Source organism: Shewanella oncorhynchi (assembly GCF_030848765.1).
Taxonomy (GTDB): Bacteria; Pseudomonadota; Gammaproteobacteria; order Enterobacterales; family Shewanellaceae; genus Shewanella; species Shewanella oncorhynchi.
This window is the reverse complement of sequence record NZ_CP132914.1, coordinates 4,739,146-4,765,667: the sequence shown is the minus strand read 5'-3', so window position 1 is coordinate 4,765,667 and position 26,522 is coordinate 4,739,146. Positions and strand designations below refer to the sequence as shown.

21 protein-coding genes are annotated in these 26,522 nt (G+C 46.8%); 4 read left to right on the top strand and 17 right to left on the bottom strand.

The features are described 5' to 3' along the window. Positions 1 to 119: 119 nt before the first annotated feature. Positions 120 to 977, top strand: a complete 858-nt coding sequence (locus RA178_RS20980; protein WP_113940307.1) for a DMT family transporter — start codon at positions 120 to 122, stop codon at positions 975 to 977. Between the two features lie 28 nt (positions 978 to 1,005). Then, entirely contained in the window at positions 1,006 to 1,947 is a 942-nt protein-coding gene (locus tag RA178_RS20975; protein ID WP_306683721.1) for a LysR family transcriptional regulator, read from the top strand. Here RA178_RS20975 and RA178_RS20970 read toward each other — a convergent pair. Further along, positions 1,931 to 2,812: a patatin-like phospholipase family protein gene (locus tag RA178_RS20970; RefSeq protein WP_306683719.1), complete on the bottom strand. Its 882-nt coding sequence runs from the start codon at positions 2,810 to 2,812 to the stop codon at positions 1,931 to 1,933. The two genes, RA178_RS20975 and RA178_RS20970, sit on opposite strands and share 17 nt — an antisense overlap. A 77-nt stretch (positions 2,813 to 2,889) precedes the next feature. Further along, positions 2,890 to 3,903: a LysR family transcriptional regulator gene (locus tag RA178_RS20965; protein ID WP_263237330.1), complete on the bottom strand. Its 1,014-nt coding sequence runs from the start codon at positions 3,901 to 3,903 to the stop codon at positions 2,890 to 2,892. 124 nt (positions 3,904 to 4,027) lie between these two features. On the opposite strand from RA178_RS20965, the gene RA178_RS20960 reads away from it, so the two are divergent. Beyond that, positions 4,028 to 6,028 (top strand): ligand-gated channel protein, encoded by a 2,001-nt coding sequence (locus RA178_RS20960; RefSeq protein WP_263193040.1) that lies wholly within the window; start codon positions 4,028 to 4,030, stop codon positions 6,026 to 6,028. A 53-nt stretch (positions 6,029 to 6,081) separates the two neighbouring features. Here RA178_RS20960 and RA178_RS20955 read toward each other — a convergent pair whose 3' ends face one another. The 3 genes from RA178_RS20955 to RA178_RS20945 all read right to left on the bottom strand — a co-directional run bounded on the left by RA178_RS20955 (position 6,082) and on the right by RA178_RS20945 (position 8,773). Further along, positions 6,082 to 7,023 carry a DUF4424 domain-containing protein gene (locus tag RA178_RS20955; protein WP_306683717.1) on the bottom strand — a complete coding sequence of 314 codons (942 nt, stop codon included), beginning with the start codon at positions 7,021 to 7,023 and terminating at the stop codon, positions 6,082 to 6,084. Between the two features lie 46 nt (positions 7,024 to 7,069). Then, complete coding sequence (locus tag RA178_RS20950) at positions 7,070 to 7,303, bottom strand: hypothetical protein (protein WP_011787794.1); 234 nt, start codon at positions 7,301 to 7,303, stop codon at positions 7,070 to 7,072. A gap of 132 nt (positions 7,304 to 7,435) precedes the next feature. Further along, positions 7,436 to 8,773, bottom strand: coding sequence for a coproporphyrinogen III oxidase family protein (locus RA178_RS20945; RefSeq protein WP_306683713.1), 1,338 nt, complete (start codon positions 8,771 to 8,773; stop codon positions 7,436 to 7,438). A 380-nt stretch (positions 8,774 to 9,153) separates the two neighbouring features. Here RA178_RS20945 and RA178_RS20940 point away from each other — a divergent pair, with 380 nt between their 5' ends. After that, entirely contained in the window at positions 9,154 to 10,065 is a 912-nt protein-coding gene (locus tag RA178_RS20940; protein ID WP_306683712.1) for a bile acid:sodium symporter family protein, read from the top strand. A gap of 69 nt (positions 10,066 to 10,134) precedes the next feature. On the opposite strand, the gene RA178_RS20935 is transcribed toward RA178_RS20940, so the two are convergent. The 12 genes from RA178_RS20935 to RA178_RS20880 all read right to left on the bottom strand — a co-directional run bounded on the left by RA178_RS20935 (position 10,135) and on the right by RA178_RS20880 (position 26,478). Continuing rightward, positions 10,135 to 11,526: a tetratricopeptide repeat protein gene (locus RA178_RS20935; RefSeq protein WP_306683710.1), complete on the bottom strand. Its 1,392-nt coding sequence runs from the start codon at positions 11,524 to 11,526 to the stop codon at positions 10,135 to 10,137. A 493-nt stretch (positions 11,527 to 12,019) separates the two neighbouring features. Continuing rightward, entirely contained in the window at positions 12,020 to 13,603 is a 1,584-nt protein-coding gene (locus tag RA178_RS20930) for a methyl-accepting chemotaxis protein (RefSeq protein ID WP_306683708.1), read from the bottom strand. Positions 13,604 to 14,052: 449 nt separating this feature from the next. Next, positions 14,053 to 15,036, bottom strand: a complete 984-nt coding sequence (locus RA178_RS20925) for a formate dehydrogenase subunit gamma (protein ID WP_131525797.1) — start codon at positions 15,034 to 15,036, stop codon at positions 14,053 to 14,055. A gap of 79 nt (positions 15,037 to 15,115) precedes the next feature. Beyond that, positions 15,116 to 15,685, bottom strand: a complete 570-nt coding sequence (gene fdh3B, locus RA178_RS20920) for a formate dehydrogenase FDH3 subunit beta (protein ID WP_105250558.1) — start codon at positions 15,683 to 15,685, stop codon at positions 15,116 to 15,118. Positions 15,686 to 15,714: 29 nt separating this feature from the next. Next, positions 15,715 to 18,567 carry a molybdopterin-dependent oxidoreductase gene (locus tag RA178_RS20915; RefSeq protein WP_306683706.1) on the bottom strand — a complete coding sequence of 951 codons (2,853 nt, stop codon included), beginning with the start codon at positions 18,565 to 18,567 and terminating at the stop codon, positions 15,715 to 15,717. 17 nt (positions 18,568 to 18,584) lie between these two features. After that, positions 18,585 to 18,785, bottom strand: a complete 201-nt coding sequence (locus RA178_RS20910; protein WP_306683704.1) for a twin-arginine translocation signal domain-containing protein — start codon at positions 18,783 to 18,785, stop codon at positions 18,585 to 18,587. A 396-nt stretch (positions 18,786 to 19,181) separates the two neighbouring features. Next, positions 19,182 to 20,210: a formate dehydrogenase subunit gamma gene (locus RA178_RS20905; protein ID WP_113940318.1), complete on the bottom strand. Its 1,029-nt coding sequence runs from the start codon at positions 20,208 to 20,210 to the stop codon at positions 19,182 to 19,184. A gap of 49 nt (positions 20,211 to 20,259) precedes the next feature. Continuing rightward, positions 20,260 to 20,856 carry a formate dehydrogenase FDH3 subunit beta gene (gene fdh3B, locus RA178_RS20900; protein WP_006083566.1) on the bottom strand — a complete coding sequence of 199 codons (597 nt, stop codon included), beginning with the start codon at positions 20,854 to 20,856 and terminating at the stop codon, positions 20,260 to 20,262. 26 nt (positions 20,857 to 20,882) lie between these two features. Next, entirely contained in the window at positions 20,883 to 23,735 is a 2,853-nt protein-coding gene (locus RA178_RS20895; protein ID WP_306685437.1) for a formate dehydrogenase subunit alpha, read from the bottom strand. Positions 23,736 to 23,759: 24 nt separating this feature from the next. Beyond that, entirely contained in the window at positions 23,760 to 23,951 is a 192-nt protein-coding gene (locus RA178_RS20890) for a twin-arginine translocation signal domain-containing protein (protein WP_113940320.1), read from the bottom strand. A gap of 177 nt (positions 23,952 to 24,128) precedes the next feature. Continuing rightward, the gene (locus tag RA178_RS20885; RefSeq protein ID WP_263182587.1) at positions 24,129 to 24,806 is read right to left on the bottom strand and encodes a TorD/DmsD family molecular chaperone; all 678 of its coding nucleotides are present in this window, start codon (positions 24,804 to 24,806) and stop codon (positions 24,129 to 24,131) included. A 10-nt stretch (positions 24,807 to 24,816) separates the two neighbouring features. After that, complete coding sequence (locus RA178_RS20880) at positions 24,817 to 26,478, bottom strand: 4Fe-4S binding protein (protein ID WP_306685436.1); 1,662 nt, start codon at positions 26,476 to 26,478, stop codon at positions 24,817 to 24,819. Positions 26,479 to 26,522: the final 44 nt, after the last annotated feature.

Genomic DNA, 26,522 nt, shown 5'->3' with positions numbered 1-26,522 from the left:
ATTTGGCTAAGTTCATGCAATAGAGGTTGTAATAGGTGGAATTGTTATCTCAAGGCTTGCCTGTTTTATTATCTCAAAGTAACATATCTCAATATCAAGATACTTTTTAAGAAGTCATTATGCCCTTTATTATTGCGTTACTCGCTCCTGTATTTTGGGGGACTACCTATGCGTTAGTGAGTCTCTACTTACATGACATGTCGCCCTACTGGGTAGCCGTGTGGCGTGCCTTGCCTGCGGGGATATTAATGCTGATGCTGCGTCCTCGTTTGCCAACTTTGGTTTGGTCAAAGCTTGGTTTGCTGGCTTTTTGTAATATTGGTGCCTTCTTCGCCTTGCTATTTATCGGCGCGTATCGTTTGCCGGGCGCGGTGGCGGGAACCTTAGGGGCCACTCTGCCGCTCATCTTCTTAATACTGGCTTGGCTCATTGATAAAAAACGCCCAGGAATGAAGTGGTTATTATTAGGCTTAATGGGTCTTGGTGGGGTGATTTTACTGCTTAACCCTTCGGCGGATCTCGATCCTATCGGCGTGTTGTGCATGTTGAGCGCTACGACGTTAATTGCCTTTTCTTCTCGCTGGATGCAAAAGTGGGATGTGGGTGACTTTTTAGTGCTGACCGCGTGGCAGCTATTATTAGGCGGTTTGATGTTGATCCCACTGGCTTGGTTTATGGCAGGGCCACCGCAGCTACCGAGTATGACGCTTGTACCTTCACTGATATGGTTAGTGATTGCCAACACCGCCGTTGCCTATTGGGCTTGGCTGTGGTCGATGCGAAACTTAGGGCCAGAAATCATGGGTATGGTCGCTTTAGTCAACCCTGTGATTGCCGTATCATTAGGGGTCATGATTGTGGGGGAAACTTTAGATATGCGCCAATGGATGGGAATCGCGGTGATTTTATTGTCACTGTTATTGATGAAGTTGCCGCAGAATTTAAGGTTAAATCCATTTAAAAAAGTGCAACCCTAGTCATTATTTTGGGGTGAATGAGGCATAGATGCTAAAACGTTTGGATCTGAATTTACTGCCCGTACTCGAAATTCTACTTGAGGAGCAAAGCGTGACCGCCGCTGCTGCGCGGTTGCATTTGAGCCAGTCGGCGGTGAGTAAACAGCTCACACGTCTGAGGGAAGTGTTTGATGATCCTTTATTTGAACGTACCGCCTACGGCCTAAAACCGACACCCAAGGCTTTGTCACTTGCGCCTGAGTTGCGCCAATGCTTACAGCAATTGGCGCAATTTACTCGGCCGGACACCTTCGAACCCGCTTTGAGCCAACGACAGTTTAGAATGCATTTGGTCGAAACCACCTATTCACTGACCTTTCCCCATTTTATGCCCATGTTGCTCACTCAAGCTCCCGGTGTGAGTCTCAATTGCCAAACGTGGCGACTCGATACCATGGACAGATTACTGCATTGCGACATCGACTTAGCCATAGGTTGTCGCGAGTGGGACGAGCGTTCACCCATGCATGTGAATAATATTCCCGATGACTTATGCCATGTTGAGTTAGTGCAGGATTATCCCGTGTGTTTGATGCGTCGTGATCATCCGGCGTTAACACAAGAATGGAATTTAGATACCTTCTTGAGTTATCGCCATCTGCAAGTGGCCTTTGGCGGTTTAGAGCATTGGTTGCTGGATGATGTGTTGCAACTCGAGGGCCGTAAACGGGATATTGCCGTGAATATGACCGACTTTCAGAGTGCTCTCACCCTGTGTGAACAGAGCGATTTAATCCTCTGCGCACCTTCGCGCTATGCCTTGGCTGTGATGAAGTCTTTTGAGCTTCAGTCTTTACCATCACCCATCAAGCTGATCCCCGGTGCGTATTTATTGATGTGGCACAAACACTTCGAACACGACTTGAGCCATAAATGGCTGCGAGAGTTGATTATTAGCCAAGTGCTGCGTTCGATTACACCTCAGATTTAGGCAGTTTTGGTGCCGTTAACCAAGCGGTTAATGTGGGTAAGACTGCTTTTCCATCCGCTAGCCCTTGTTGATAGACGGCGGTCACCTTATCGATATTGCGATCGAGCCTGGATAAATTAAGTGGCAGTGCTGGACGGATCACAAAGGCGTTATTCGCTGCAACGGCTTGGTCTAACTCGGTTAATGCTTGATTATAAACTCGGTGGCGCTCACTTAACGCATGGGCAACTGCGGGGTAGCGTTTATAGGTTTTGCGGGCTAACCAATTCATTTTCATCGCGGATTTTTGGTAATGCTGATCTTGAGTCAAGATCACCACTTGGCGTGCATAACCATCTTTGCGTGATTGCGCTAACGGTATCGGTTCGCCGATGCCGCCATCGAGGTAATGGTGTTGGTTAATCACGCTGGGTTTAGACATAAAAGGCAGGCTAGAGGAGGCAATGAGCACGTCGAGCAATTTATCATGTTCATTAAAATCGGCCATCCCAAAGTAATCGGTGTTTCCTGTATTGCAGTTAAAGGCGCCGACCTTGAATTCGGTATTACTATTTAAAAATGTATCAAAATCAAATGGCAGCAACTCATAAGCCATGCGACGGTAGGTAAAGTCTGTATTGACATAATTACCCGTTGCCAGCCAATGGCGGATGCCCATATAGCGTTTGTCATTGAGATATTGCTGCTGAATGTGGAGATTGCGACCAAATTGGCGGGATACATAGGACGCGGGATAAATGGCACCTGCAGATACCCCAATTACATAGTTGAAGTGAAGTGACTGCTGTAAAAACGCGTCTAATACACCTGCGGTATAAATGGCCCTGAGGCCACCACCTTCCAACACTAAGGCCACATCTTTCATCGGGTTACATCTTTTTATCGGTTTATCACCGCAGAATACCCCAGCTTAGCGCAGAAATGAATGCGTGTAAGGTATCCTCAAGATGCGTGACCAACATCAAGATGATGTGACTTTTTCTTAGTTTTAATTGGTAAGATATTGGTTACGTTATCGTTTACGCCATCTTTTTGATGGCCCAGATTAACATGATAGGCTTGGTGAAAATCTGCCTGACTAAAGTATTGGCTAAGTGCATTGAGCGCTTCTTTCACTTTTGCGGGCTGCTTATCTCGCGCCGACGTTACGCTATAAACACTGTAGGTATTGAGTGACCATTCGGGTAATAGGGTGACAAGTTGGCCGCTTTCGAGGTATTTGTGTACTTCAGGTTCGGGCAGGGCGGCAAATCCTAGACCATCGAGTGTGAGTTGAATTAACGCCTGCATATTGTTGACGCTAATTCGCTGGCTTGTCAGTTCAAAACACGCTTGGCTGAAGGCGTGGGTTAAGATATCGCCTTTAGCATAAGTGTGATAGATCCGATTTAATTCAGTTAATTCCTTTGGGTGGCTAAGGTTTTTATGCATTGGCAGATAATTAGGTGAGGCGCACAGTAACATACGCCAATCGGCTAAATGGCGGGCAATTAGGTTGGAATCCGATAAGGGGCCGATGCAAATCGCCAGATCGATACCGTCGTTGACTATATCTATCGGGCCATCTTGCAGCAGTAAATTCAAACTTATCTGTGGATGTGCAGCCAACAGGTAATTAAAAGGTTCGCTTAACAGGCCGCCGCCAAATCCTATAGGCGCGGCAATCTTTAATTCCCCTGATGGAATACCTTTCAAGTTATTAAGTTTCTGCTCTGTGCTTTCGACTATCGCTATGACCTTGCGGCAATTCTCATAGAACAAACTGCCCGCTTCGGTGAGTGTGAGGTTGCGGGTATTGCGGTGGAATAGGCTGATCCCCATGTCCATTTCAAGCTTGGTCACTTGCTGACTTACCGCCGACGAGCTGAGATTTAATTGCTGCGCTGCGGCACTCATTGAGCCCTTTTCTGCGATTGTCGCAAAAACGATCATCCCTTTGATCATGTTTTTATTCATTTTTAAGTAACTCTTACAAGTGAATACCTAAAGTCTAACTTGAGCTGATTGTAACATAGAGATACATTGCCGTATTGAAAATTGTTCTCATTTACAATCTTTGCTCAATGGAGACTTGTCGGTTATGTTGTTAAGTCGTAAGAAGTACCTCGCTCAAGTGATCACCGCTTTATGTTTGTTGCCCACAGTACCTGTGACAAATGCCCTTGCGGATACCGCGTCAGATAAAGAAAAGATGATGGAAAGAATCGTGGTGACTGCATCGGGATTTGAACAGCAAATTCGCGATGCGCCAGCTTCTATCAGCGTGATCACCCGTGAGGATCTGGATAACCGCTTCTACCGCGACTTAACCGATGCCATGTTAGAAGTGCCCGGCGTGGTGATTACGGGCGGTGCAGACCGTCAGGATATCAGTCTGCGGGGCATGGGTAGCCAATACACGTTAATTTTAGTGGATGGTAAACGCCAATCCTCGCGCGAGACACGGACCAACAGTGACGGCCCAGGCGTTGAAGGCGCTTGGACGCCACCATTGGCTGCTATCGATAGAATTGAGATCGTTCGTGGGCCTATGTCGTCACTTTATGGTTCGGATGCCATTGGTGGGGTAATTAACATTATCACTCGCAAAGTGCCAAACGAGTGGCAGGGTGAGGTGCGACTCGACAGCACTTTGCAGGAAAAATCTGACTCGGGAAATGTGTATCAAGGCAACTTTTTCGTCAACGGTGGTTTGATCAAAGATCTGCTAGGGATGCAACTTTATGGTCAATATACCCAGCGTGAAGAAGATCAAATCTATGGTGGTTACCGAGGTCGCGATGCGACTAACTTGACCGCGAGATTTGCGCTCACACCCAATGAAAATCACGATATCATGTTTGAAGTTGGTACTTCTAACCAAGAACTCGACAGCAGTTTAGGTAAAACCGTCACACCGTTAGCACCGGGCGAAGCCTGTGGTCGTCGCGGTTGCCCTGAATCTTCAACGACAGAATATGAAAACAGCACCTTCTCCCTTTCACATACAGGTCGTTGGGACTTTGGTACTTCGGATAGCTATATCAAGCATGAAGTGTTTGATAATAAAACCCGTAAGATGAAAATCACTAACACGGATGCGCAATCTAGCCTTATCACTACGTTAGGCCAAAGTCATACAGCGACCTTTGGTGCAGCATTCAATCATCAAGATCTCACCGACGAAACAGGTAACCAAGTGAGTGACTTAACTGATATTAGTCGCAAACAATGGTCGGTGTTTTCTGAGGATGAATGGCGCATTGTCGATAACTTTGCTCTGACCATGGGGCTGCGTTTGGATGATGATGAAAACTTTGGTAATCATGTCAGTCCGCGCGTTTATGGCGTGTGGGGATTAACCGACAGCACCACCTTAAAGGGCGGTGTATCAACAGGGTTTAGGGCGCCGAGTTTACGCCAGACAGTGCCCGACTGGGGACAAGTTAGCCGCGGTGGCAACATGTACGGTAATCCAGATTTACAACCTGAAACTTCAGTTAACTATGAGTTAGGTTTGTATTCTGATCTGACCGAGAGCATTACCGCTAGCGCGGGTGTGTTCTATAACGAGTTTAATGACAAGATCACCCGTGTAGCTTGTCCTGCGACTCAATGTACCGATGGTCCAAATCAATTTGGTTCTAATCCGACGACTTATGTGAACGTCGACGAAGCTGTGACCCAAGGGATTGAACTGAGTATCGACTATCGCATTCGCTCGAACTTGAGTTTGACAGGTAACTATACCTATACGGATTCGGAGCAAAAGACAGGTGTTTATAAAGGTAGCCCATTGAATCAATTGCCTAAGCATTTGATCCAAGCGTCTTTCAACTACGAGCCTATTGATAATTTAAGCACTTGGTTGAGGGTGAACTACCGTGGCGAAGAGAGCCAACCGACGACAGGACCTTCATCGAGCAGTTTAATCGCCCCTTCTTATACTCTGCTGGATTTGGGGGCTAACTACCAGTTGAACGATAGCCTGAAATTTAGTGCGGGCATTTATAACGCCTTCGATAAGGAAATTACCCAAGAAGAATACGGTTATATCGAAGATGGCCGCCGTTACTGGTTAGGTATGACCTATAGTTTTTAAATTAAAAATAGCGAGTTATAAAGAAGCCAGCACTTAGCTGGCTTCTTTTTTGATTATTCAAAATTCGGTTTACGAATAAACAGGACGCTGAGATCTTGCTTTGGCGTGAACTGTTTTTGCTGGAACTCAAAGGTGAGTGGGTCAGTTTTTTTAAGCTCGCCATCAAAACACAAGCTAATGAGATCTGTGGGCTGGGATTTTTTTAGGGTGAGTTTGAAGTCCTTAATTGACCCTTGCCAGTTATTAGCTGTGACCAAAATATAGCTAAGATGGCTCCATTCGACGCCAATCTCCTGATCTTCACCGTCTTGTTTAACGATAAGGTTGCGCTTCCTAATGCCTTGCTTGGCGTTTTCATCTAAACAAGCCAGTTCAGTGTAAGTATCAATAATACTACTGGCAGTATCGGGGATGCCCGTTGAGATGCTTGGCGTGTAGCTATGGCTGATAGCGACAGATTGGCCCGCGGGAAAGGTTTGTTCCCACACAAAGTAATCACTTAGGGTAAAGGCGATTTGTTGGTTCTCATCCAACCATTGCTTGGGGAGTGCGGGTTTACCCTTGGGGGCTTCGGCATATTCGGCAAAGTAAGCGACTTCATCTACACCCCAGCCAAGCTGTTTCAGCTCGGTTGAAATATCGGTTTTATCGGCGAGTTGGGCAACAAGCCTGTGCTGAGTTGGCTGGGTTTTGCCATTCACTTTAAGGGTGAAGTTATCAATGCTGCTGTGATCGGCTGAGCCAAAAAACATCGGTGGCATGGGGAAGGCGATGGGGACGATAAGATCCTGCGAACTGGTGTTGGTAAACACATAATCGACTCTGACTTCGGTCTCGCTGATGAAGAGGGACTCTTTATCCATACTGATATTAGGCTGATATTTCAAGGTAATAGAGCCATTAGCATCGCCAAAACTGCTATCGTTGGCAGAGGCAGTTTCTCCGTAGACGAGTAAAACTATAGCAAAAAGGGGTATGGCTAAGTGTGCTGACATGAACTTCTTAACTCTAGTTGGATGTTTTAGTATCAATGGGGAACGATTATTGCGCGCGGGCGAGGTCGATGGCCGCACTTATCGCATTTCGCGCTTGTGGGCTATTTTTCCAGCAAGTGGTGCGCAGCATGCTGGCGACTAAGTTAGCAATATCATCCACTTCGTGTTGGGCGAGTTGTTGCAGTGAGCTGATGCCAATTTCTTCGAAGCGTTTAATTACCGTCGGGCCAACGCCTTTGAGTGCTAATAAGGCTTGTTTTTCTTGTTCATTAAAACCCATAACGAATACTCCTTTATTGTTGGGATTGTGCTCAATTAATAGTACTGGGCAAGATTACCTTTAAACCGAGTTAACAAAAAGGCCCTCGAAGGGCCTGTTTAGTCTTTATGAATCAACAATCATCAATAAGTGTTACATATCACAGGGTTTGAGCGGTTTACGCAACTGGGCGCGCACGTTATCCATGCCTGAGTAAAACTCTTTCATCATCAATAGACCCATCATCTTACCGTTGTCGGTGACGATCAGATTGTCGGGATTGGTTGGGTCATTTTTGATAGCGCCAATCAGTTTCATCGAGGTCATTTCTTTAAATAAGGCGGTATCTAAATTGACGCCAAAGGTTTCGCGGAAATATTTACGCGATAAACGGCCGGAGAACATGCCCAGCAAAAAGCGATATTGCATCACGTCTTTTTTGCTGTAGTTCTTTTGTTGCTCGACACCCATTTGACCCGCTGCGATGCGTTCTTGGTACTTACGTAGTGAGAAAGTGTTCACATAAAGCGTGTCATTTAAGAAACTAAATGAGCCCGAACCTACCCCTAAGTATTCGTCGTAATCAATAACGTATTCGTCAAATCCTTCGTCATCGGTTTTACCAAATGCCCATGCAGACAATTGATTATATTGACCATTAAGACTGTTTAATATTTGGCGATATTGGTTTGCCATATCCGCTTGCGGCGCCGCTAATTTGCCTTTAACGCTCTTACGGGTTTGATGAGTGATCATCAGCGGATAGGTGGTAATTTGTCTTGGGTCTAAGCGCGATGCCATGTCGAGATCGTGTTGGATCACTTCATCGGTTTGGCCGCGGAAACCAAAAATCAGGTCGACGTTGATAATAGGGAACAACTCTTTGGCACCCATGATCTTGTCGAAGGTTTGCTGACCCGTGCCGAATTTATCGAGTCGGTCGGTCATTTTTAAAATATCGTCATTAAAGCTTTGTACGCCGATAGACATGCGATCCACTAAGCCTTTGAGCTGTTTAAAGCCTGGGCTGTCTAAATGCTGCGGATCGGACTCGCAGGAGACTTCTTTAATGCTAGGAAATAGGGTTTTAGCGTGTTCTATGGTGCGGGCTAATTCGTCTTCTAATACCGTGGTGGTACCACCACCAATGTACATAGATTCAAAGTCATAGCCGAGGGCCTTGACCATTTCCATCTCTTTACGTAATGAGATGAAGTAGGCACGCGCCTTGTCTTCCTTAAACATAAAACGGTGGAAGGTACAGTAAGAGCACAGGGTATGGCAGAAGGGAATATGTGCGTATAGCATATATTTTTTGCCTTCAACCGGTGCTGGCATCATTTCTGCGGAAAGCGTATCGAGGCGAAGATTCTTATCGACATAGTACTGCATGACCCGTTCCATCGAGCCGAGCATCCAGTTAGGGACGGTAATATTCGCTTGATAAGGCGTTGCGATAGCGCCGTTGAGCGTTTGAATAACTGATGACATAACGATTCCTATCTGAGAGTGCTAACCGTAAACACCGAAATTGCTTTAGGTAATTCACGACCACCTAGCGCAATAAGACTACCTCGTATGTAATTGTTAAAACGTGAACTGGTTATAAGTTACGGTTTCCTAACAAGGAAATCACGGGCTTTTTGTTAAGCAGATCATGTTTTAGCGATTGAGAATGCATTTTTATCATACATTTTTTAGCGGAATTTATTGTAGATTTGCGGGGTTAGCTTACCGCGTCAGTCTAAATGCTGAGATTGAAAATCACCATTCTAGGCATTTTGTTGCTGGCGGATTAGCGCTTGTCTATCCAAGGGACGGCTGTCATCATCCGAACGATAAAAATAACCTCTTGATGTAAAGGGCCCGCTATGTTGGCAAACGTAAACCGCTTCTTCCCGCTGTTGGCACTGATAGGCGCAATGACAGCTTATCTGATGCCGAGTTGGTTTACTGAGCTTAAATCCGCCATAGTGCCGCTGTTGGTGATCATCATGCTATCTATGGGGCTCACCTTAGATCTTCAGGATTTTACTAATGCCTTCAAACAGAAACGTGCTGTACTCGCAGGACTCGTGCTGCAATTTTCTGTCATGCCGCTCAGTGCATTACTAATTAGCCTATTATTAGGGTTAGATAGGGAACTCACCATAGGCATGGTGTTGGTGGGCAGTGTTGCAGGCGGCACCGCCTCAAACGTGGTCTGTTATTTAGCGAAAGGTGACGTGGCTTTATCGATAACTATGACGGCACTGTCAACCTTAGCGGGCGTGGTGTTAACACCACTGATTATTAAGCTGTTGATTGGGGAGATGATCGATATACCCTTCGCCGATATGCTGCTGAGTTTAGTGAAAATTGTGCTGATCCCTGTCAGCGTTGGCGTGATTATCAATCATTTTTTTAAATCGCTGGTGGCTAAAGTCGCTCCTGCATTGCCACTGATTTCTATCTTGGCAATTGTGATGGCGATTACGATTATCGTGGCGTTAAATGCCAATCAGTTTGATAAAGTTGGCCCGATTATTCTGCTTGCCGTGTTCTTACATAATGGTCTTGGTCTCGCCTTAGGCTATTTCTGCTGCCGTTTATTAGGCTTTAACCACACAGTCTGTAAAACTATCTCCATCGAAGTTGGCCTACAAAACTCCGGTCTCGCCACTGCTTTATGTATTAAATTCTTTAGTCCTATTTCTGCCATTCCCAGCGCGATATTTTCGATATGGCATAATTTGTCTGGCGCCATGTTGGCGGGATATTGGGCGAGGGAATCGCAAGATTAAGATGTTGCTGTCGAAAATAGATAATGCCTGTGGCCTAGTAAGCGAGGCCACAGGCTTAAATTGCTGTGACTAATTAACCGGTAATGGGGTCTCGACAGGCATGAGTGTTAGCTGCAAGATATTTTCTTGCCGGCTTAATGCCAGTGGCAGTGTGTAGTTGGGAAAGCGTAATCCGAATACGGCACCTTGTTGTAACAAGTGATACAGCTGATCTGTCATGGTAATCGTTAAACTGGCGCAGCCATGTTCATCGACTCTGCCTTCTAGTGGTAAGGCGATTTTGTCAGCTAAGGTTAGATAGGCCGCCATACGCCAGTGAGAGTTTTCTCCAATATTGTATATGCTGCCATGCAGTTGGTTGTAGCCTAAACCACAGGCCTGCAAGCTTAATTGGGTTTTGGCCGCTGCTGGCAGCGAAATAATCTGTTGTCGCTGCTGTGCCAGAAACTTACCCCACGCCAGCCGATTTATAACTGAGTCCAGTGAGATGGGAACATACTGATCTTGCTGTTTTAGTGCATTAAAGCGGGCAATGCCCTGTTCCAATTTAGTGAGGTCGTCTTCATATTTCAGTTGTGCCTTAAGCAGATTATATGCGGGCGTTTTAGCTTGTTCCATGCCCGCTAACGCTGCTTTCTCGTAGTATGCCAGTGCTTGCACTTTATCGGCTTCTGCGCCCAAACTGCGCTCTTCCATATTGCCTAAATGATAGTTAGCTATGGCAACTTGACGCTTCGCACCTTGTAAAAATGCGGCTTTCGCGCCGCTGTAGTCATTTTCATTTAACAGCAGAGCGCCGTAGTTTGTCCACGCCGTACCATCATCTGCTGCCATACCCAATTCCAGCCACTTTATGGCTTGCTGGCGTAACTGCGGGATGTCGAGGCTTTCTCTTTCGTTGCCGACACTTTGCATCGCCATTAAATAAGCACGCAGATACTCGCGTGAGGCATTATCCAGATAGAGGTTATCGGGCTGGAGTTCAAAGGCTTGCCCAAAGTAACTCCCCGCTTGCTGCGCCGCAGTGATTGCTTTCGCTAGATTGAACCTTGAGCTGGGATCTGCCGGACTGTGTGCTCTTCCTAGGTTATATAAGGTCGGTAGTTTAAGACCCCGCGCCAGCGCTTCTTCTAACAAGGGGATGGCCTGCGTTTTGCGATCATTATCCAGCGCCATGCTGCCTAGATTATGGCTGGCACGGGCCGAACCTAAGGCTCTGGCTTGTTCATAGTATTGGCTGGCGGTGGCATTGTCTTGCGTGACGCCGCGGCCGAGATGGTAGGCTTTACCCAGTAAGAATAACGCCTCAGCATTGTTCTCTGCTGCTTGCTGCTGTGCTTGTTGCAAGAAAGCGTCGTATTGTTGTTGCTCAAATAGCTGTTCCAGCGCGGACTTTTCTGCAGTTGCTGCAAAGCTTACGGTCAACAGTAATAGGAGAGTCGCAATAGTGAATATCTTCATAATATCCTTGTCGTTAAGCGGGTACTTGTAAGCGGTAGTGCTAGTGAAGTTGTTTAAACGTAGAGGCTTGTTATGCTACAAGCAAGCCTTGTGGTTTACCACTGTGTTATGGACAGGCGGATGAATTGCAGCGGTAGCACTGCCGTGTGTTGGCGTTACATGGAAGCCGATGATAGCTAATCGTTGATTAGCTGAGTCCGAAGTTTTTTAGTGGTATTCAATATTGTGGGAGATGGGCAATACGTATCTTCATTCCTGAACTATAGGCTTCACGCCCTTATTATTGGTTTAGCACTGTTGACACTGAATCAATTTAATCATTTTTTGGTAAATAATTTTTATAAAAATACAGTATTAATAATAGGTTAGTTTTCTTGGCTGCGATTTATATTGCAGGTGTGTGATGCGCTTTATATCTCATTTAAAAATCTGACAGCCCAATAATTTTTGTTATTAGGCCGCAGATTTAAAAGCTTTTTCAGGGAGCCTAAATCTAAAGCTTAAAATGCGAGACCACGCCGACGAGTTGTTCCTTCGTCGCGGCCAAAGAGGTTGCGCTATTGAGGGTGGCTTTACCGCTTTGATTGAGTTCATCGACCATTTCACGAATGGTGGTCAGATTACGGTTTATCTCTTCGGTCACAGCGCTTTGCTCTTCTGCTGCGGTGGCAATTTGATTACTGAGCCCATTAATATCGAACACATAAGTGGTCAGGGTATCAAGGTTTTCCGTTACCAGATTGGTGGTATCGGCGGCTTGCTGGCAACTGTGTTTAGTTTGCTCCATTGCTGTTACGGCGGCATTGGCACCAAGATAAAGTTGTTCCAGCATCTGGTTGATTTCTGCGGTACTTGCTTGCGTGCGCGCGGCCAGTGAGCGAACTTCATCGGCGACAACAGCAAAGCCTCGACCTTGTTCACCTGCACGGGCGGCTTCGATGGCTGCATTAAGCGCTAGCAGATTGGTTTGATCGGCAATTTCACCTATTACATTCAAAATCGCGGCGATATGACGGGTATTTTCGTTCATATCATTAATCGCATCAGCGGCGACATCGACTTTAGCGACCAAGGCAATCACAGTGTTGGCAGCTTGTTCAACGGCTTTCTTCGATTTATCCGCTTGCGCATTTGCTTGTTGAGTAAACTGGGCTGCGGATGCAGCATCACCCGCGACATTATGGGCCGTGGCGCTCATTTCAGTCATGGCTGTCACGACTTGGTCTGTTTCGACGGCGTGGATTTGCAGTGCATGATTATTGGCATTCGACTGCACATTCAATTGTCCTATTTGGTCGGACATATGATCTGAGGCTTGGGCAATTTCAGACATAATTTCACGTAGATTACCTATCACGCTGTCGAGATCTTCTGCGAGTGAGCAGAGCTCATTTTGTCCTTTAATATTTGTTTTATGAGTTAGGTCGCCATGGGCAAGACGTTCCATTACCCGTTTTATCTCATTGATTATGTGGACGAGTTGTTTACTCATAATGAGGGCGCTAAAGAGTGACGCTATAATCGCGAACAAGATCAATCCCAGTAGGATGCTTTCTGTTGAGGTGACTTTATCTTCAGCTTGTTTGCCTAACTCATGATTTCTCTGAGTGATCAGCGTGACTAATTGGTTGATTTGATTACTGACCTTAGGCCCGAGCGCAGCACGCTCAGCGGTTAGTTCAGGTACTGCTCCAGTTTGTTTAGCGAGTGCCAGTTCTTCTTGGTAGAGACGAACATAATGTTCTGTTTGTGGCAAAAGTGTGTGAATAGCTTGAGCATCAGCGCCCATGAAGTCGGTATTAAATTTGGTCAGTTGAGAGACGAGTTGTGCGACATTATGTTGTTGATCTGCGATAGCTTTACCGTTGTGGACTAAGGTGGCTAAGCGCAGCTCAAAAAAGGATTCTCGTACTGTAGTGAAAGTTTCTGCGAGCTGAGTGTTGTCGACTAGGCTTTTACTGGTCTCACCGAGTTCGTTAAAACTGCGATAGCACGAAATACCTATGATGATCAGTAAGATACTTGTAAACACTGATGGCAATGCCGTCAATGTACTGGTTTTGGCATTTTTAAACATGGTGACCTTCTAGGATAAAAAGCAGCAATGCGTAATTTAATTACGCTATAGGTAATTTTAGCGTGCGCGTGAGCTAGCCAGCAAGAGAGTATTTTATGGAAATGTCTACTAAGATACTGTTTTTAATTGAATTGTTTTATTGGTGTTGCATCTGGTTGGTTGCTAGGTTACGAAATGTTGTGTTGTTTAAATTCAAATTTTATCTAGATGATTGTTTTTATTATTAAATAACTATGATACATGCAATTTTTTTACAGTGATTTAGCATTTAAATTGGTCTTTGTGATCTCGTACTCAAATGCTACAAATGATTCAAAATGTAATTCAGACATATACTTAAAGCCGATGACTAATGCTGAAATAAAAGCCCCCGCCAGTAGTGATTGACGGGGGCTCTACGTTTGCTAGTGGCTAAGTATTTTTGGAATACCTACAACTAGATTCCAGTCTTATTCTTTATATTTAAGCGTGCCGTTGGCTTTGATTTCATCAAACCATAGGTTGTGATGTTGGCTGGCCCAGTTTTCATCACAGTAGCCTGACACCATACATTCCATACCACCTTCTGACATCACAGTTGCCATGAAGATGTGTACGATAGAGAAAGCACAGATCACGATAGCGCTCACTGAATGCAGTACCAGGGCGATCAAGCTTAATGTACGGCTTGGCTCGAACAGGTTAGGGAAGAGTAATAACATGCCCGAGGCCGAAATCACTAATCCAAACAGGGCAAATGCCCAGAACCACATTTTCTCACCCGCGTTAGCAAAACCTGCATCTGGGTGCTTACCTTTGAACGGACCAAAGTTAATGTAACCGCCTACTACCATGAACCACTTTACGTCGTACATTTTTGGCAGTTGGTTTTTCGCCCATAGGGTGGTCATCAATGCCCAACCTATCATGAAGGGAATCGCCATCACGTCATGGATTTGCTTCGCGCCATAGACGATTGCTTCCCAGATACCTTCGCCCAACCAAGGTTGGAAGAAGAAGCGACCAGCCAGCAAGGTTAAGCCTGTTAAAATCAACAGTAAGCATGGAATGGCGCCTAACCAGTGGATTGAAACATCAAACTTAGACCAGCGATGCACTAACTTGCCTGAAAAACCATGGTGCAGCTTGGAGATGCCATTCACCTTGATAAATAGGACAAAGATAATGATCATACCGAAAAGTGCTGCCATTAAGGCGGGCGCTAACCAGTCGCTACGCAGCGCTAATACCCGTAAATCGTAGGTATTGATCGGCTGAGCATGAAACTCACTTTGGGAGGTAGTGTATCCCGTGGCACCATCCTTCAGTTGCGCCCAAATTTGGGCATCAGACTGCTGAACTTGATTCGCCAGTTCATCACCACCATTGGCTATACACACAGCACTAAATAACAGTGCTATGGCTAAACCTATGTGTTTGAACCATTTGTTCATCATACATCCTCTCTCACTTAGTCGCGCCCACCTAGATAGGCGCTAAGCTAAGTCTGTGGACAGATCCTGTTGACCTGAATTAATTCCAAGCCGCGTTTTTAGCACCACGATAAGCCACACGCTCACGGAAGATGCTTGAAACCACTTCGGCATCACCTGCTAACAGGGCTTTAGTCGCGCACAGTTCTGCACACATAGGCAGTTTGCCTTCGGCAATACGGTTTGAACCGTATTTTTGGCGTTCTGCATCTGAGTGGTTTTCTTCTGGGCCACCGGCACAGAAGGTACATTTATCCATCTTACCGCGGCTACCAAAGGCACCTTTTTTCGGGAACTGAGGTGCGCCAAATGGACAGGCGTACAGGCAGTAACCGCAACCAATACAGGCATCTTTGTCGTGTAACACTATGCCGTCGTCGGTTCTGTAGAAGCAGTTTGCTGGGCAAACTGCCATACAAGGTGCATCTGAGCAATGCATACAGGCGACAGAGATTGAGGCTTCACCACGTTGACCATCGTTGATCGTCACTACGCGGCGGCGTTGGATACCCCACTCGAGAGCGGAGTCGTTTTCGTTTTTACAGGCAGTGACACAACCGTTACATTCGATGCAGCGCTTGGTATCACACAAAAATTTCATTGTAGCCATAATGGCAATTCTCCTAGCTTAAGCTGCACTTACGCTTTAACAATCTGACAGAGTGATGCCTTGGTTTCCTGCATTTGTGTCACAGGGTCATAACCATAGGTCAGCGCAGTGTTACAAGATTCACCAATAACGTAAGGCACTGTTCCATCTGGATAATTAGGCGCTAAACTTTCTCCGTGCATCACACCCGCAAAGTGATATGGCATAAAGGTAACGCCGGGTTTTACCCTTGGGGTAACCATGGCTTGTACCTTAATACGGCCACCTTCGGCGCCTTCTAACCAGACGTCTTCACCGTTACGAATGCCGCGATCGGCAGCGTCGGCAGGGCTTATCTCAACGAACATTTCCTGTTGAAGTTCAGCCAGCCAAGGGTTGGAGCGAGATTCTTCACCACCACCTTCGTATTCAACCAGACGACCCGATGTCAGTACCAACGGGTACTTGCCGCTCATGTCTTTGTCTTGGATAGACTTATACAGCGTAGGGAGACGGTGTACTTGCATGTCGTCATAGGTTGGGTATTTTGCCACTAAGTCACGACGTGCTGTGTATAACGGTTCACGGTGTACAGGGACTTGGTCAGGGAAAGTCCATACAATACAACGAGCTTTAGCATTACCAAAGGGGATACAACCGTGCTTGATTGCCACGCGCACTATGCCGCCTGACAAATCTGTTTTCCAGTTTTTACCTTCGGCTTCCGCTTTTTCTTCCGCCGTCAGATCATCCCACCAACCCAATTGTTTGAGCATATCGGCAGTAAATTCTGGGTAACCGTCTTGAATTTCAGCGCCTTTAGAATAAGTGCCATCGGCTAAAATGCTTTGACCCTTATATTCAACACCGTAACGGGCACGGAAGTTACCACCGCCGTCTTTAACGTGTTTGGCTTGGTTATAGAGGATCTGAGTGCCAGGGTGTTTAGCCTCTGGCGTGCCCCAACATGGCCAAGGTAAACCGTAGGTTTCGCCTTTAGCTGGGCCGCCTGCGGCTTCCAACGTCTTGTTGCTGAAAGTGCCCCAGTTTTGGGTGTGTAACTTGATACGCTCAGGGCTTTGACCTGTCATACCGATAGTCCACATACCGCGGTTGATTTCACGGGTGATTTCTTCAATCACAGGTAAACCATTTTCAATCGCGATGCGTTTAGTGTACTGCTCGGCAATACCCAGTTTTTGGGCTAAACGGTACATGATTTCGATGTCGGTTTTAGACTCGAACAGTGGCTCGATAACTTGCTCACGCCACTGGATAGAACGGCCTGAGTTAGATACTGAACCGTGAGTCTCAAACTGAGTTGCCGCAGGCAGCAGATATACGCCATTCTTACGACGGTGCATAACACCTGCCATCGTTGGGAATGGGTCGACAACGACGACTGTGTCCATCTTGTCTAAGGCATCACGCACTTCACGCTGACGGGTTTCAGTGTTGACCGATTGTCCCCAGAAAAACGCCATACGGATATTATCTTTCTGCGCTAACTTGCTCTTATCTTCTAACACACCATCGTGCCAACGAGAACAAGGGATACCCGGTGTCGTCATTGGATCTTTGCCAAGGTAGGCTGTTTGATCGAAACGACCTTTCACCCATTCCATGTCCAGATCCCAAACATGGGTCCAGTGACTCCATGCTGCAGAGGTCAAACCGTAGTAACCGGGTAAGTTATCAAATAACAAACCTAAGTCAGTTGCGCCTTGTACGTTATCGTGGCCACGGAAAATGTTAGTGCCGCCACCTGAAACGCCCATGTTGCCCAGTGCTAATTGCAGAATACAATAAGCGCGAGTGTTGGCATTACCAACGTGGTGTTGAGTTCCACCCATACACCAAATCACAGTGCCAGGACGGTTATCAGCCATTAATTTAGCCGCTTGATAAACCTCGGCTTCGCTCACACCAGTGATGTTTTCGACTTCTTTAGGTGGGAACTTCTTCACTTCAGCACGGATACTTTCCATCTCGAATACGCGGTGCTTGATAAAGGTTTTATCTTCCCAACCATTTTCAAAAATGTGCCATAACATACCGTAAATAAAAGGAATGTCAGTGCCTGGGCGAATTGCACAATGCAAGTCTGAATGCGCTGCAGTGCGAGAGAAACGTGGGTCAACGACGATGATTTTGGCGTTGTTTCTTTCTTTAGCGATCAGAATATGTTGCATCGAAACGGGATGCGCTTCTGCTGGGTTTGCCCCGATCAGGAAGATGGCATGAGCATTCTGGATATCGTTGAAAGAGTTTGTTTGCGCACCGTAGCCCCAAGTGTTAGCAACACCGGCTACCGTGGTAGAGTGACAAATACGAGCTGAATGGTCGACGTTGTTTGTGCCCCACATAGCCGCCAATTTGCGGTACATGTAACAACCTTCGTTAGAAAACTTAGCGCTACCCATGAAGTACACTGAGTCTGGGCCAGATTCTTTACGAATGTTGAGCATTTGGTCGCCCACTTCGTTAATAGCATCTTCCCAAGAGATTTTTTTCCACTTGCCATCAACCAATTTCATTGGATATTTCAGGCGTTTTTCACCATGACCATGTTCACGCAGTGCAGCACCTTTCGCGCAGTGACCGCCAGCGTTAAATGGGTGGTCGAATGCGGGTTCTTGGCCCGTCCACACACCATTTTGTACTTCGGCATACAGGCCACAACCGACGGCGCAGGCACTACAAATAGTACGTTTGATTTCGATTGGCGCATCATGCGGCACTTCTTTGGCTTCGACACGACGCATCATGCCTGTGCCCATTAGAGATGCTGCGGCAATACCACCTGTGGCGATACCTGCGTGCTTCATAAATTGACGACGGCTGATGCCTAACGCCGGTTTGTCTGCCACTGTGGCAACATTGGACTTGCGAGTTAACTTCATCGCTGACTTCTCCTAGATTAGCTGCGCAAGCTATTGTAATAGCTGCTGATATGCGCAGTTTCGTGGTAACCCTTTGACTCTTTAGTGGTTACCTTGCTGCTCTCGCTGACCTGTGCCACGCTCATGCCGGTTGCGGCAATGGCGGCACCCGCTACGCTGCCGACGGTGAGCGCTTTGAGCAAAGATCGGCGAGATAAATCGCTGGGTTGCTGCTTCATGCTGACTCCTGAAATTAGGGTTTAGTTTTTGAGATCGCACGGCTTTTTGTGGGGTTCATCTTGTTATCAAAAAGTGAAGATTAGCGGCGAAAAAGATAATGAAATCATCTTGTTTACCATCAATCATCGCGCGTGACGGCAATATAGTAGGAAAGGGTTGAGTAGGAATTGATCTAGGACAGTTTGCAGCCCTGAAATCGGCGGCCGTTCTCTTAAAGCGTTAACTCGCTCATAGTTTAGTGAACTACTGGGGAGGATGGCGTTGGCGGATTTTTGTATCTCGCTGTTTCAGTTGTTAATTTTTTGTGCTTTTGAATTAATGCGATGGGTATCAGGGCGAATAAAAAACACCCCGCATCGCGGGGTGTTTTGAGGATGTAAAAGCTGCGGTTTAACTTAGTCTTTATACTTTAAGCTGCCGTTGGCTTTGATTTCGTCATACCAGAGATTATGGTGCTGGATTGCCCAGTTTTCATCACAATAGCCTGACTTCATGCACTCCATACCGCCTTCGCTCAGTACGGTCGCCATCCAAATATGCACTATAGTAAAGGCAATCAAGATAATGGCGCTGATAGAGTGGATCAGCAGCGCGCCCATAGAGGCTTCGCGGGGTAAATCCAAGCCTGGCAATACCAACATGATGCCAGATACGCTGATGAATAAACCAAACAACATCAGGGTCCAGAACCACATTTTTTCACCGGCGTTAGCGAAACCACTGTCAGGGTGCTTACCTTTGAACGGGCCAAAGTTGATATAACCACCTACCACTAAAAACCATTTCAAATCATACATCTTGAAGGTTTGTAACGGCATCCATTTCACCACACATACAGCCCAAGCCGCGATAAAAATGGGACCTGCCCAATCGTGGATTGTTTTGCTGCCATAGATCAATGGCGCCCAAAGGTCGGGCCCTAACATTGGCTGTATGACATGCTTACCTAACATTATGGTTAGGCCGGTAAACATCAGTGCCAGACAGCTGCTCGCCATGATCCAATGGATCCACAGATCCGCCTTTGACCAGCGCGAAACCATCTTGCCTGAAAAGCCATGACTCAGTTTTGATGGACCATTCACCAGATAAAACAATAAGAAAGCACCAAACACACCTACCACGGCTAGCGCCATGACGGGGGTTAAGTATTCATTTCTCAGTTCTTTACCTTGGTTACCGGCAACGTTAATCAACACCCCAGTATCTATTCCTTTGGCAGTGGTATAGCCGGCATCGCCTGCTTTTACTGCTCGCCAAAGATCGGCATCGCTGGTTTGCGCTTTCGCCTGTTGTTGACTCGATTGCTGATCACTTGCGTGTACTGGGTTTGAGCTCATGACTGAACCTAATCCCAATCCCATGACGAGCACCAACAGAGCAAACAGACTGCGCAGTGATTTGTTTAACTGTTTGTTTAACATTTTCACTCCTTGCCAGAGGTTAGGGATTTCTCCCTAACCCTCGCTCTGCTTAGTTAATCTCACCTGTCTTGGGGTTGTAACCCCAAATCACGTTAGGATTGCCTCGAGAGGCCATACGTTGACGGTAAATGTTTGATACCACTTCCGCATCACCTGCGAGCAGCGCTTTAGTAGAACAAAGCTCAGCACACATAGGTAACTTGCCCTCAGCAATACGGTTAGCACCGTATTTTTTACGCTCAGCTTCGGAGAAGGTTTCTTCTGGGCCACCGGCACAGAAAGTACACTTGTCCATTTTGCCACGACTACCAAAGGCAGTCTTTTTCGGGAATTGCGGTGCACCAAATGGACAAGCATAGAAGCAATAACCACAACCGATACAAGTATCTTTGTTGTGTAGCACTATGCCGTCTTCGGTGCGGTAGAAACAATCTGCCGGACATACGGCCATGCAGGGAGCGTCAGTACAGTGCATACAAGCTACTGAAATTGAGGCTTCGCCAGGTAGACCATCGTTGATCGTCACCACGCGGCGACGTTGAATTCCCCACTCGAGAGCGGAGTCGTTTTCGTTCTTACATGCAGTGACGCAACCGTTACACTCGATGCAGCGCTTGGTGTCACACAGAAATTTCATGACTGCCATAATGGCTTATCTCCTCATCAAGTAGGTTAGGCTTTGCTGATTTGGCATAGGCTGGACTTAGTTTCTTGCATCTGAGTCACAACGTCGTAGCCATAAGTTAAAATGGTGTTTGCAGATTCGCCTATCACGTAAGGCACTGTGCCTTCTGGATAGTTTTTCGCTAGGCTTTCGCCTTCAAACACCCCTGCAAAGTGGTATGGCATAAAACATTCACCGGCAATAACGCGCGGTGTCACCATAGCCTTAACCGTGATTTTGGCGCCTTCTGGACCATGAACAAAAACATTGTCACCGTCGCGAATACCGCGATCCGCTGCATCAGCAGGGTTCATTTCGATGAACATTTCTTGTTGTAGTTCAGCTAACCAAGGGTTAGAACGGGATTCTTCACCACCACCTTCATATTCCACTAGGCGGCCTGATGTGAGTGCCAATGGAAAGTCTTTAGCAAAATCTTTGTCTTGAATTGACTTATATAGTGTCGGTAAACGTGCAACCATACGATCTTCGTAGGTGGGGTATTTAGCGACTAAGTCACGACGAGGCGTGTAAAGTGGTTCGCGGTGGCGTGGAATATCGTCTGGGAATGTCCATACAATACAACGAGCTTTAGCGTTACCGTAAGGGATACAGCCGTGCTTGATAGCAACACGTTGGATACCGCCGGAAATGTCAGTTTTCCAGTTTTTGCCTTCGGCGTGTTTTTTCTCGTTTTCGGTCAGGTCATCCCACCAACCTAATTGCTTAAGCATATCGGCGGTAAATTCAGGATAGCCATCTTGGATCTCACTGCCTTTAGAGTAAGTACCTTCGGCAAGAATATTATTGCCTTCATGTTCCACACCATAGCGAGCACGGAAGTTACCGCCACCGTCTTTCACATGTTTGGCTTCGTTATACAGAATTTGGGTACCAGGATGTTTCATCTCTGGTGTGCCCCAACATGGCCAAGGTAAGCCGTAGGTTTCGCCTTTGGCAGGACCGCCGGGGGCTTCGAGGCTGTCAGCATCAAAAGTACCCCAGTTTTCTTGGTGCATTTTTAAACGCTCTGGGCTTTGTCCGGTATAACCGATAGTCCACATACCTGTGTTAAATTCGCGGGTGATATCTTCAATCAAAGGCTCTTCACCATTGACTTTAATATGCTTGAATAGCTCTTTATCTATACCCACTTTTTTGGCGAGTTTGTACATGATCACATGATCAGGCAGGGATTCGAACAGGGGTTCTATGACCTTAGAACGCCATTGTACTGAGCGGTTAGTCGCAGAGATTGAACCGTAGGTTTCAAACTGGGTTGCCGCAGGAAGTAAATAAACCCCATCTTGACGTTGGTGCATAACACCCGCCATGGTTGGGAATGGATCGACAACGACGACGGTATCCATTTTATTTAAAGCTTCACGCACTTCACGGCCACGGGTTTCAGTGTTGACCGATTGTCCCCAGAAGAACGCCAGACGAATATTGTCTTTTTGCGCTATCTTGGTTTTATCTTCTAACACGCCATCGTGCCAGCGCGAACAAGGAATACCCGCAGAGGTTTGCGGTTTTTGTCCTAGATATTCGCCTTGATCGAAACGGCTCGCTACCCAATTAGGGTCGAGATCCCACACATTATTCCAATGGGCCCAAGCGCCAGTCGTTAAACCGTAGTAACCCGGTAAGTTATCAAATAACAAACCAAAGTCGGTTGCGCCTTGCACGTTATCATGGCCACGGAAAATGTTAGTGCCGCCGCCAGGTACACCCATGTTGCCCAGTGCTAACTGTAAAAGACAGTAGGAGCGAGTGTTAGAGTTACCCACGTGGTGCTGAGTACCACCCATACACCAAATAATGGTGCCGGGTTTGGTTTGAGCCATCATTTTGGCGACGCGGTACATCTGCGCCTTTGGTACACCCGCAACTAACTCAACTTCTTCAGGGGTATACTTCTTCACTTCCTCGCGGATACGATCCATGCCATAGACACGGTGTTTGATAAACTCTTTATCTTCCCAGCCGTTTTCAAATATGTGCCATAACAGGCCATAAATGAAGGGGATGTCTGTGCCAGGACGGATATGCACGTACTCGTCAGATTTCGCTGCAGTACGGGTGAAACGTGGATCAACAACGATGATTTTGGCACCGCGTTCTTTACCAATCAAAATATGCTGCATGGCAACAGGATGCGCTTCACTGGGGTTTGCCCCAATAAACATGATGCACTTGGAGTTGCGAATATCGTTGATTGAGTTGGTTTGCGCACCGTAGCCCCAAGTGTTAGCAACACCGGCTACCGTGGTAGAGTGACAAATACGGGCAGAATGGTCGACGTTGTTCGTACCCCACAATGCCGCAAATTTGCGATATAAATAAGCTTGTTCGTTAGAGAACTTAGCGCTACCCATAAAGTAGACTGAATCTGGGCCTGACTCTTGACGAATTGAAGCCATTTTATCGCCGACTTCATTAATCGCTTGATCCCAAGAGATCTTTTTCCATTTACCGCCTTCTAATTTCATGGGGTATTTCAGGCGTTTTTCGCCGTGACCATGTTCACGCAGTGCAGCCCCTTTCGCGCAGTGACCACCAGCGTTGAACGGGTGATCGAATGCGGGTTCTTGACCCGTCCATACACCATTTTGTACTTCTGCATACACACCACAACCTACGGCACAGTGAGAACAGATGGTACGTTTTACTTCGGTGGGAACATTATGGCCAATATCTTCTTGGGCCTGTGCTTTACGCATCATGCCTGTGCCCAGCATGGACGCCGCAGCGATCCCTCCTGTGGCAAGACTTGCCGATTTTAAGAACTGACGACGATTGAGACCCAGTGCTGGCGCTTTAGCTTCGACAACCTGGTCTGTTTTGCGGGTTAATCGCATCACACACTCTCCTCTATTTTAGTTTTAAAGCGACGCATAATAGCTACGAATATGGTCGGTTTCGCGGTAGTTCTCACTTTTAGGCTCTGTGGTCGCTGCCGTTTTTGTCGAAGCTAACGCTTGACTACTCACAGTGACCACTGCGCCTGCCGCACTGCCGAGTGCCAATGCTTTAAGCAATTGACGACGGCCCATGTCGGAAGCTGGCTTCTTCATAGTGTCTCCTTGTGTTACTGGATAAGGTGGTACAAACGGCTACCACCTCGGTTATTGTGGAAGCCTTAGCTTCCGTTATTGTTGCGAAGGCGAACATTAATCCCACCTTCGCAGTTTGAACTCATCTCTAACATTTACATTTAGCACGCACATGCCGCGCTATCACTCAGTTTAGTCTTAGTTCATTAACTCTACTGGTTTTGCTAAATCGCTGGTGGCTGGCTGTAAGTCTGCGCTGCCTGGGCAATTGACTGGAATATCTAAGCTTAATTGCTCAAAAGCACTGGCTTCCATTGCAAAAAAAGCTTTTGCTAGCTGTGCAACCGTGGCGTAAAACGCCGCACTTGGCGCTTTGGCTAAATTGTCGCAAAAACGGCCAATCCAGCTGCCGATATGGCGTTGGTAAAAAGCTAATTGGCGATAACTTGGCGCTTCTAAAATCAGGGTACCCATCACTTCACACAGTGCTGCAACGTGATCTTCGGGTTCCTTGACGTTGTCTTCGCGTTCAAACCCCAGTTGCATTAAGTCTTGGCGTAGCAATGCCAGTGGTTTATCCATCAATGAGCCCGTCATAAACCAGCTGCCGTAGGGCAGGATCTCACCGCAACCTACACCGAGGAACAGGGCAAAATACTCGTCTTCTAGTTGTGCGCTGTTGAACTGCTGTGCGGCGAGTTGGAGTGATAACCAAGCTTTAGTCATCTCGTTGTCTTCATTGGCATCAATTTCAAGATTGGCCAAAAACTGTAGCAGTTCAGGGCTTGGCTGACGGCGCAATAGGGCGGCTAACAGTTGATAGATATCGGCTCTCAACTGATCGTTTTCTGAAACTTGTCTTACTGATTCGGTCATAGCGGATCTCTTATCGCAGTTGCTTTTCAGGATCTTGAAGAATGTCTTCAAACATGTCTTTTACCCGGCAGTCGCCACACATTTTCAAGCGTTCAATATTGGCAGAAAATGCGCTGTGCGCGCCGACCATATCCAGCATCCGATGCACCATAGATTGGGTCGCAAAAGGAGAGCCGCAGCGAATACATTCGAAGGGGGCTTCTTCTTTCAGGGTCTGTTGTTGCTGACGGGCAGCTTTATTAAAGTTAATTTGCGGGGTAAGGCTTATCACTTTTTCAGGACACGCTGCCTCACATAAACCGCATTGCACGCAGTTTTGCTCAATAAAGTGTAGTGAAGGTTTGTCGCCACCATCTTGTAATGCCACGGTTGGGCAAATTGCCACGCAGGACATACACATAGTGCACTTTTCTACATTTACACTGACTTTGCCAAAGGGAATATTGTTGAGGCTGAGGCAAGTATCGATTTCACCCGCTTGGCTATTGAGGTGGTCGATCGCTTCAAATAGCGTATTGCGTTTAGTGGTCGACGCAAATGCGGCGGGCACGATCACGGGCCAATCTAAGCTGATATCGAGCATCGAATCTAAATCGGCAAGCATGCTCGGGTCGATGAGGCTAATGCGTTGTGGCTGGCCCATTTCATCTAAAATGTTATTGGCTAACGACAGTTCGCCTTTAAGCATTTGCGTTAGGGTTGGCGCTGTTGCATCGGTGTTGAGGATCAGCACTTGGCGCGCGCCCCAAGCGAGAACTGACAACCAATGATCTACGCTAGCAACGGTAATTTCTTCGAGGGCAACGGGGATGATGTCGCCTGCTAAATCGTCGCTAATAAAGTTGGCGCCGACGGCATTATCGTGGAACAAGATCACTGGTGCGGTTTGTGCTTGCTCGCGGAAACGGCTAACGACTTTGTTCAGGTATGAATGCAAAGCTTGCGGCGTAGGTAAATCGTAACTGATAGCACCCGTCGGGCAAGCGCTGGTACAACTGCCTGCGCCGTGGCAAAGATATGGATCGATTTCAATTTTCTTTGCGACACTGCTGATCGCATCTGCTGGGCAGAAGTTGAGGCAACGATTACAGCCATTGATGCCATTGCGGTCGTGGGCACAGATATCTGGGTTAATTTTGACATAGCGCGGCTTATCAAATTGGCCGATGAGATCGGGAATTTGCGCGAGAGCATCTTCGAGTTTTTCTGCGTCTTGGCCTACGTAAAAATAGCCGGGTGGCAGCATTTCTAAGTTCAAACAAGCTGCGCTGCTCAAATCGAGCACGATATCGAAATGGGGTTTACGGATTGACACTAAACTGAGTTCGGCAGCACCATCTTGATGTTCAACACTGACTTGAAATTGGCCTAAAAAGCCTTTTACACCAATGAGTTTGTTGTAATAGCTTTCGACATCAGTTGCCGCTGCCATGACACGTTCTAGGTGTGCTTCATCTTGGCTGGTAATGGCTTCGTTGGCTAAAATCACCCTATGGGCCATAGTGGACAATTTGTCCGCGGCGAGGCGAGCCAGATCTTCTGGGCCAATAATAAGAACATTGCCTTCGGTGGTATAGCTGACAGTTGGCGGGATCAGATTCTGCAACATCTGAGTTTGCGTTAATACCTGTTGTCGCGCTTGTTTTAACGCTTCTTGGGTTTGATTGGTCATCAAATAAGTGCTCACATTGCGTTCCTGAACAGTACTTTGGCTGT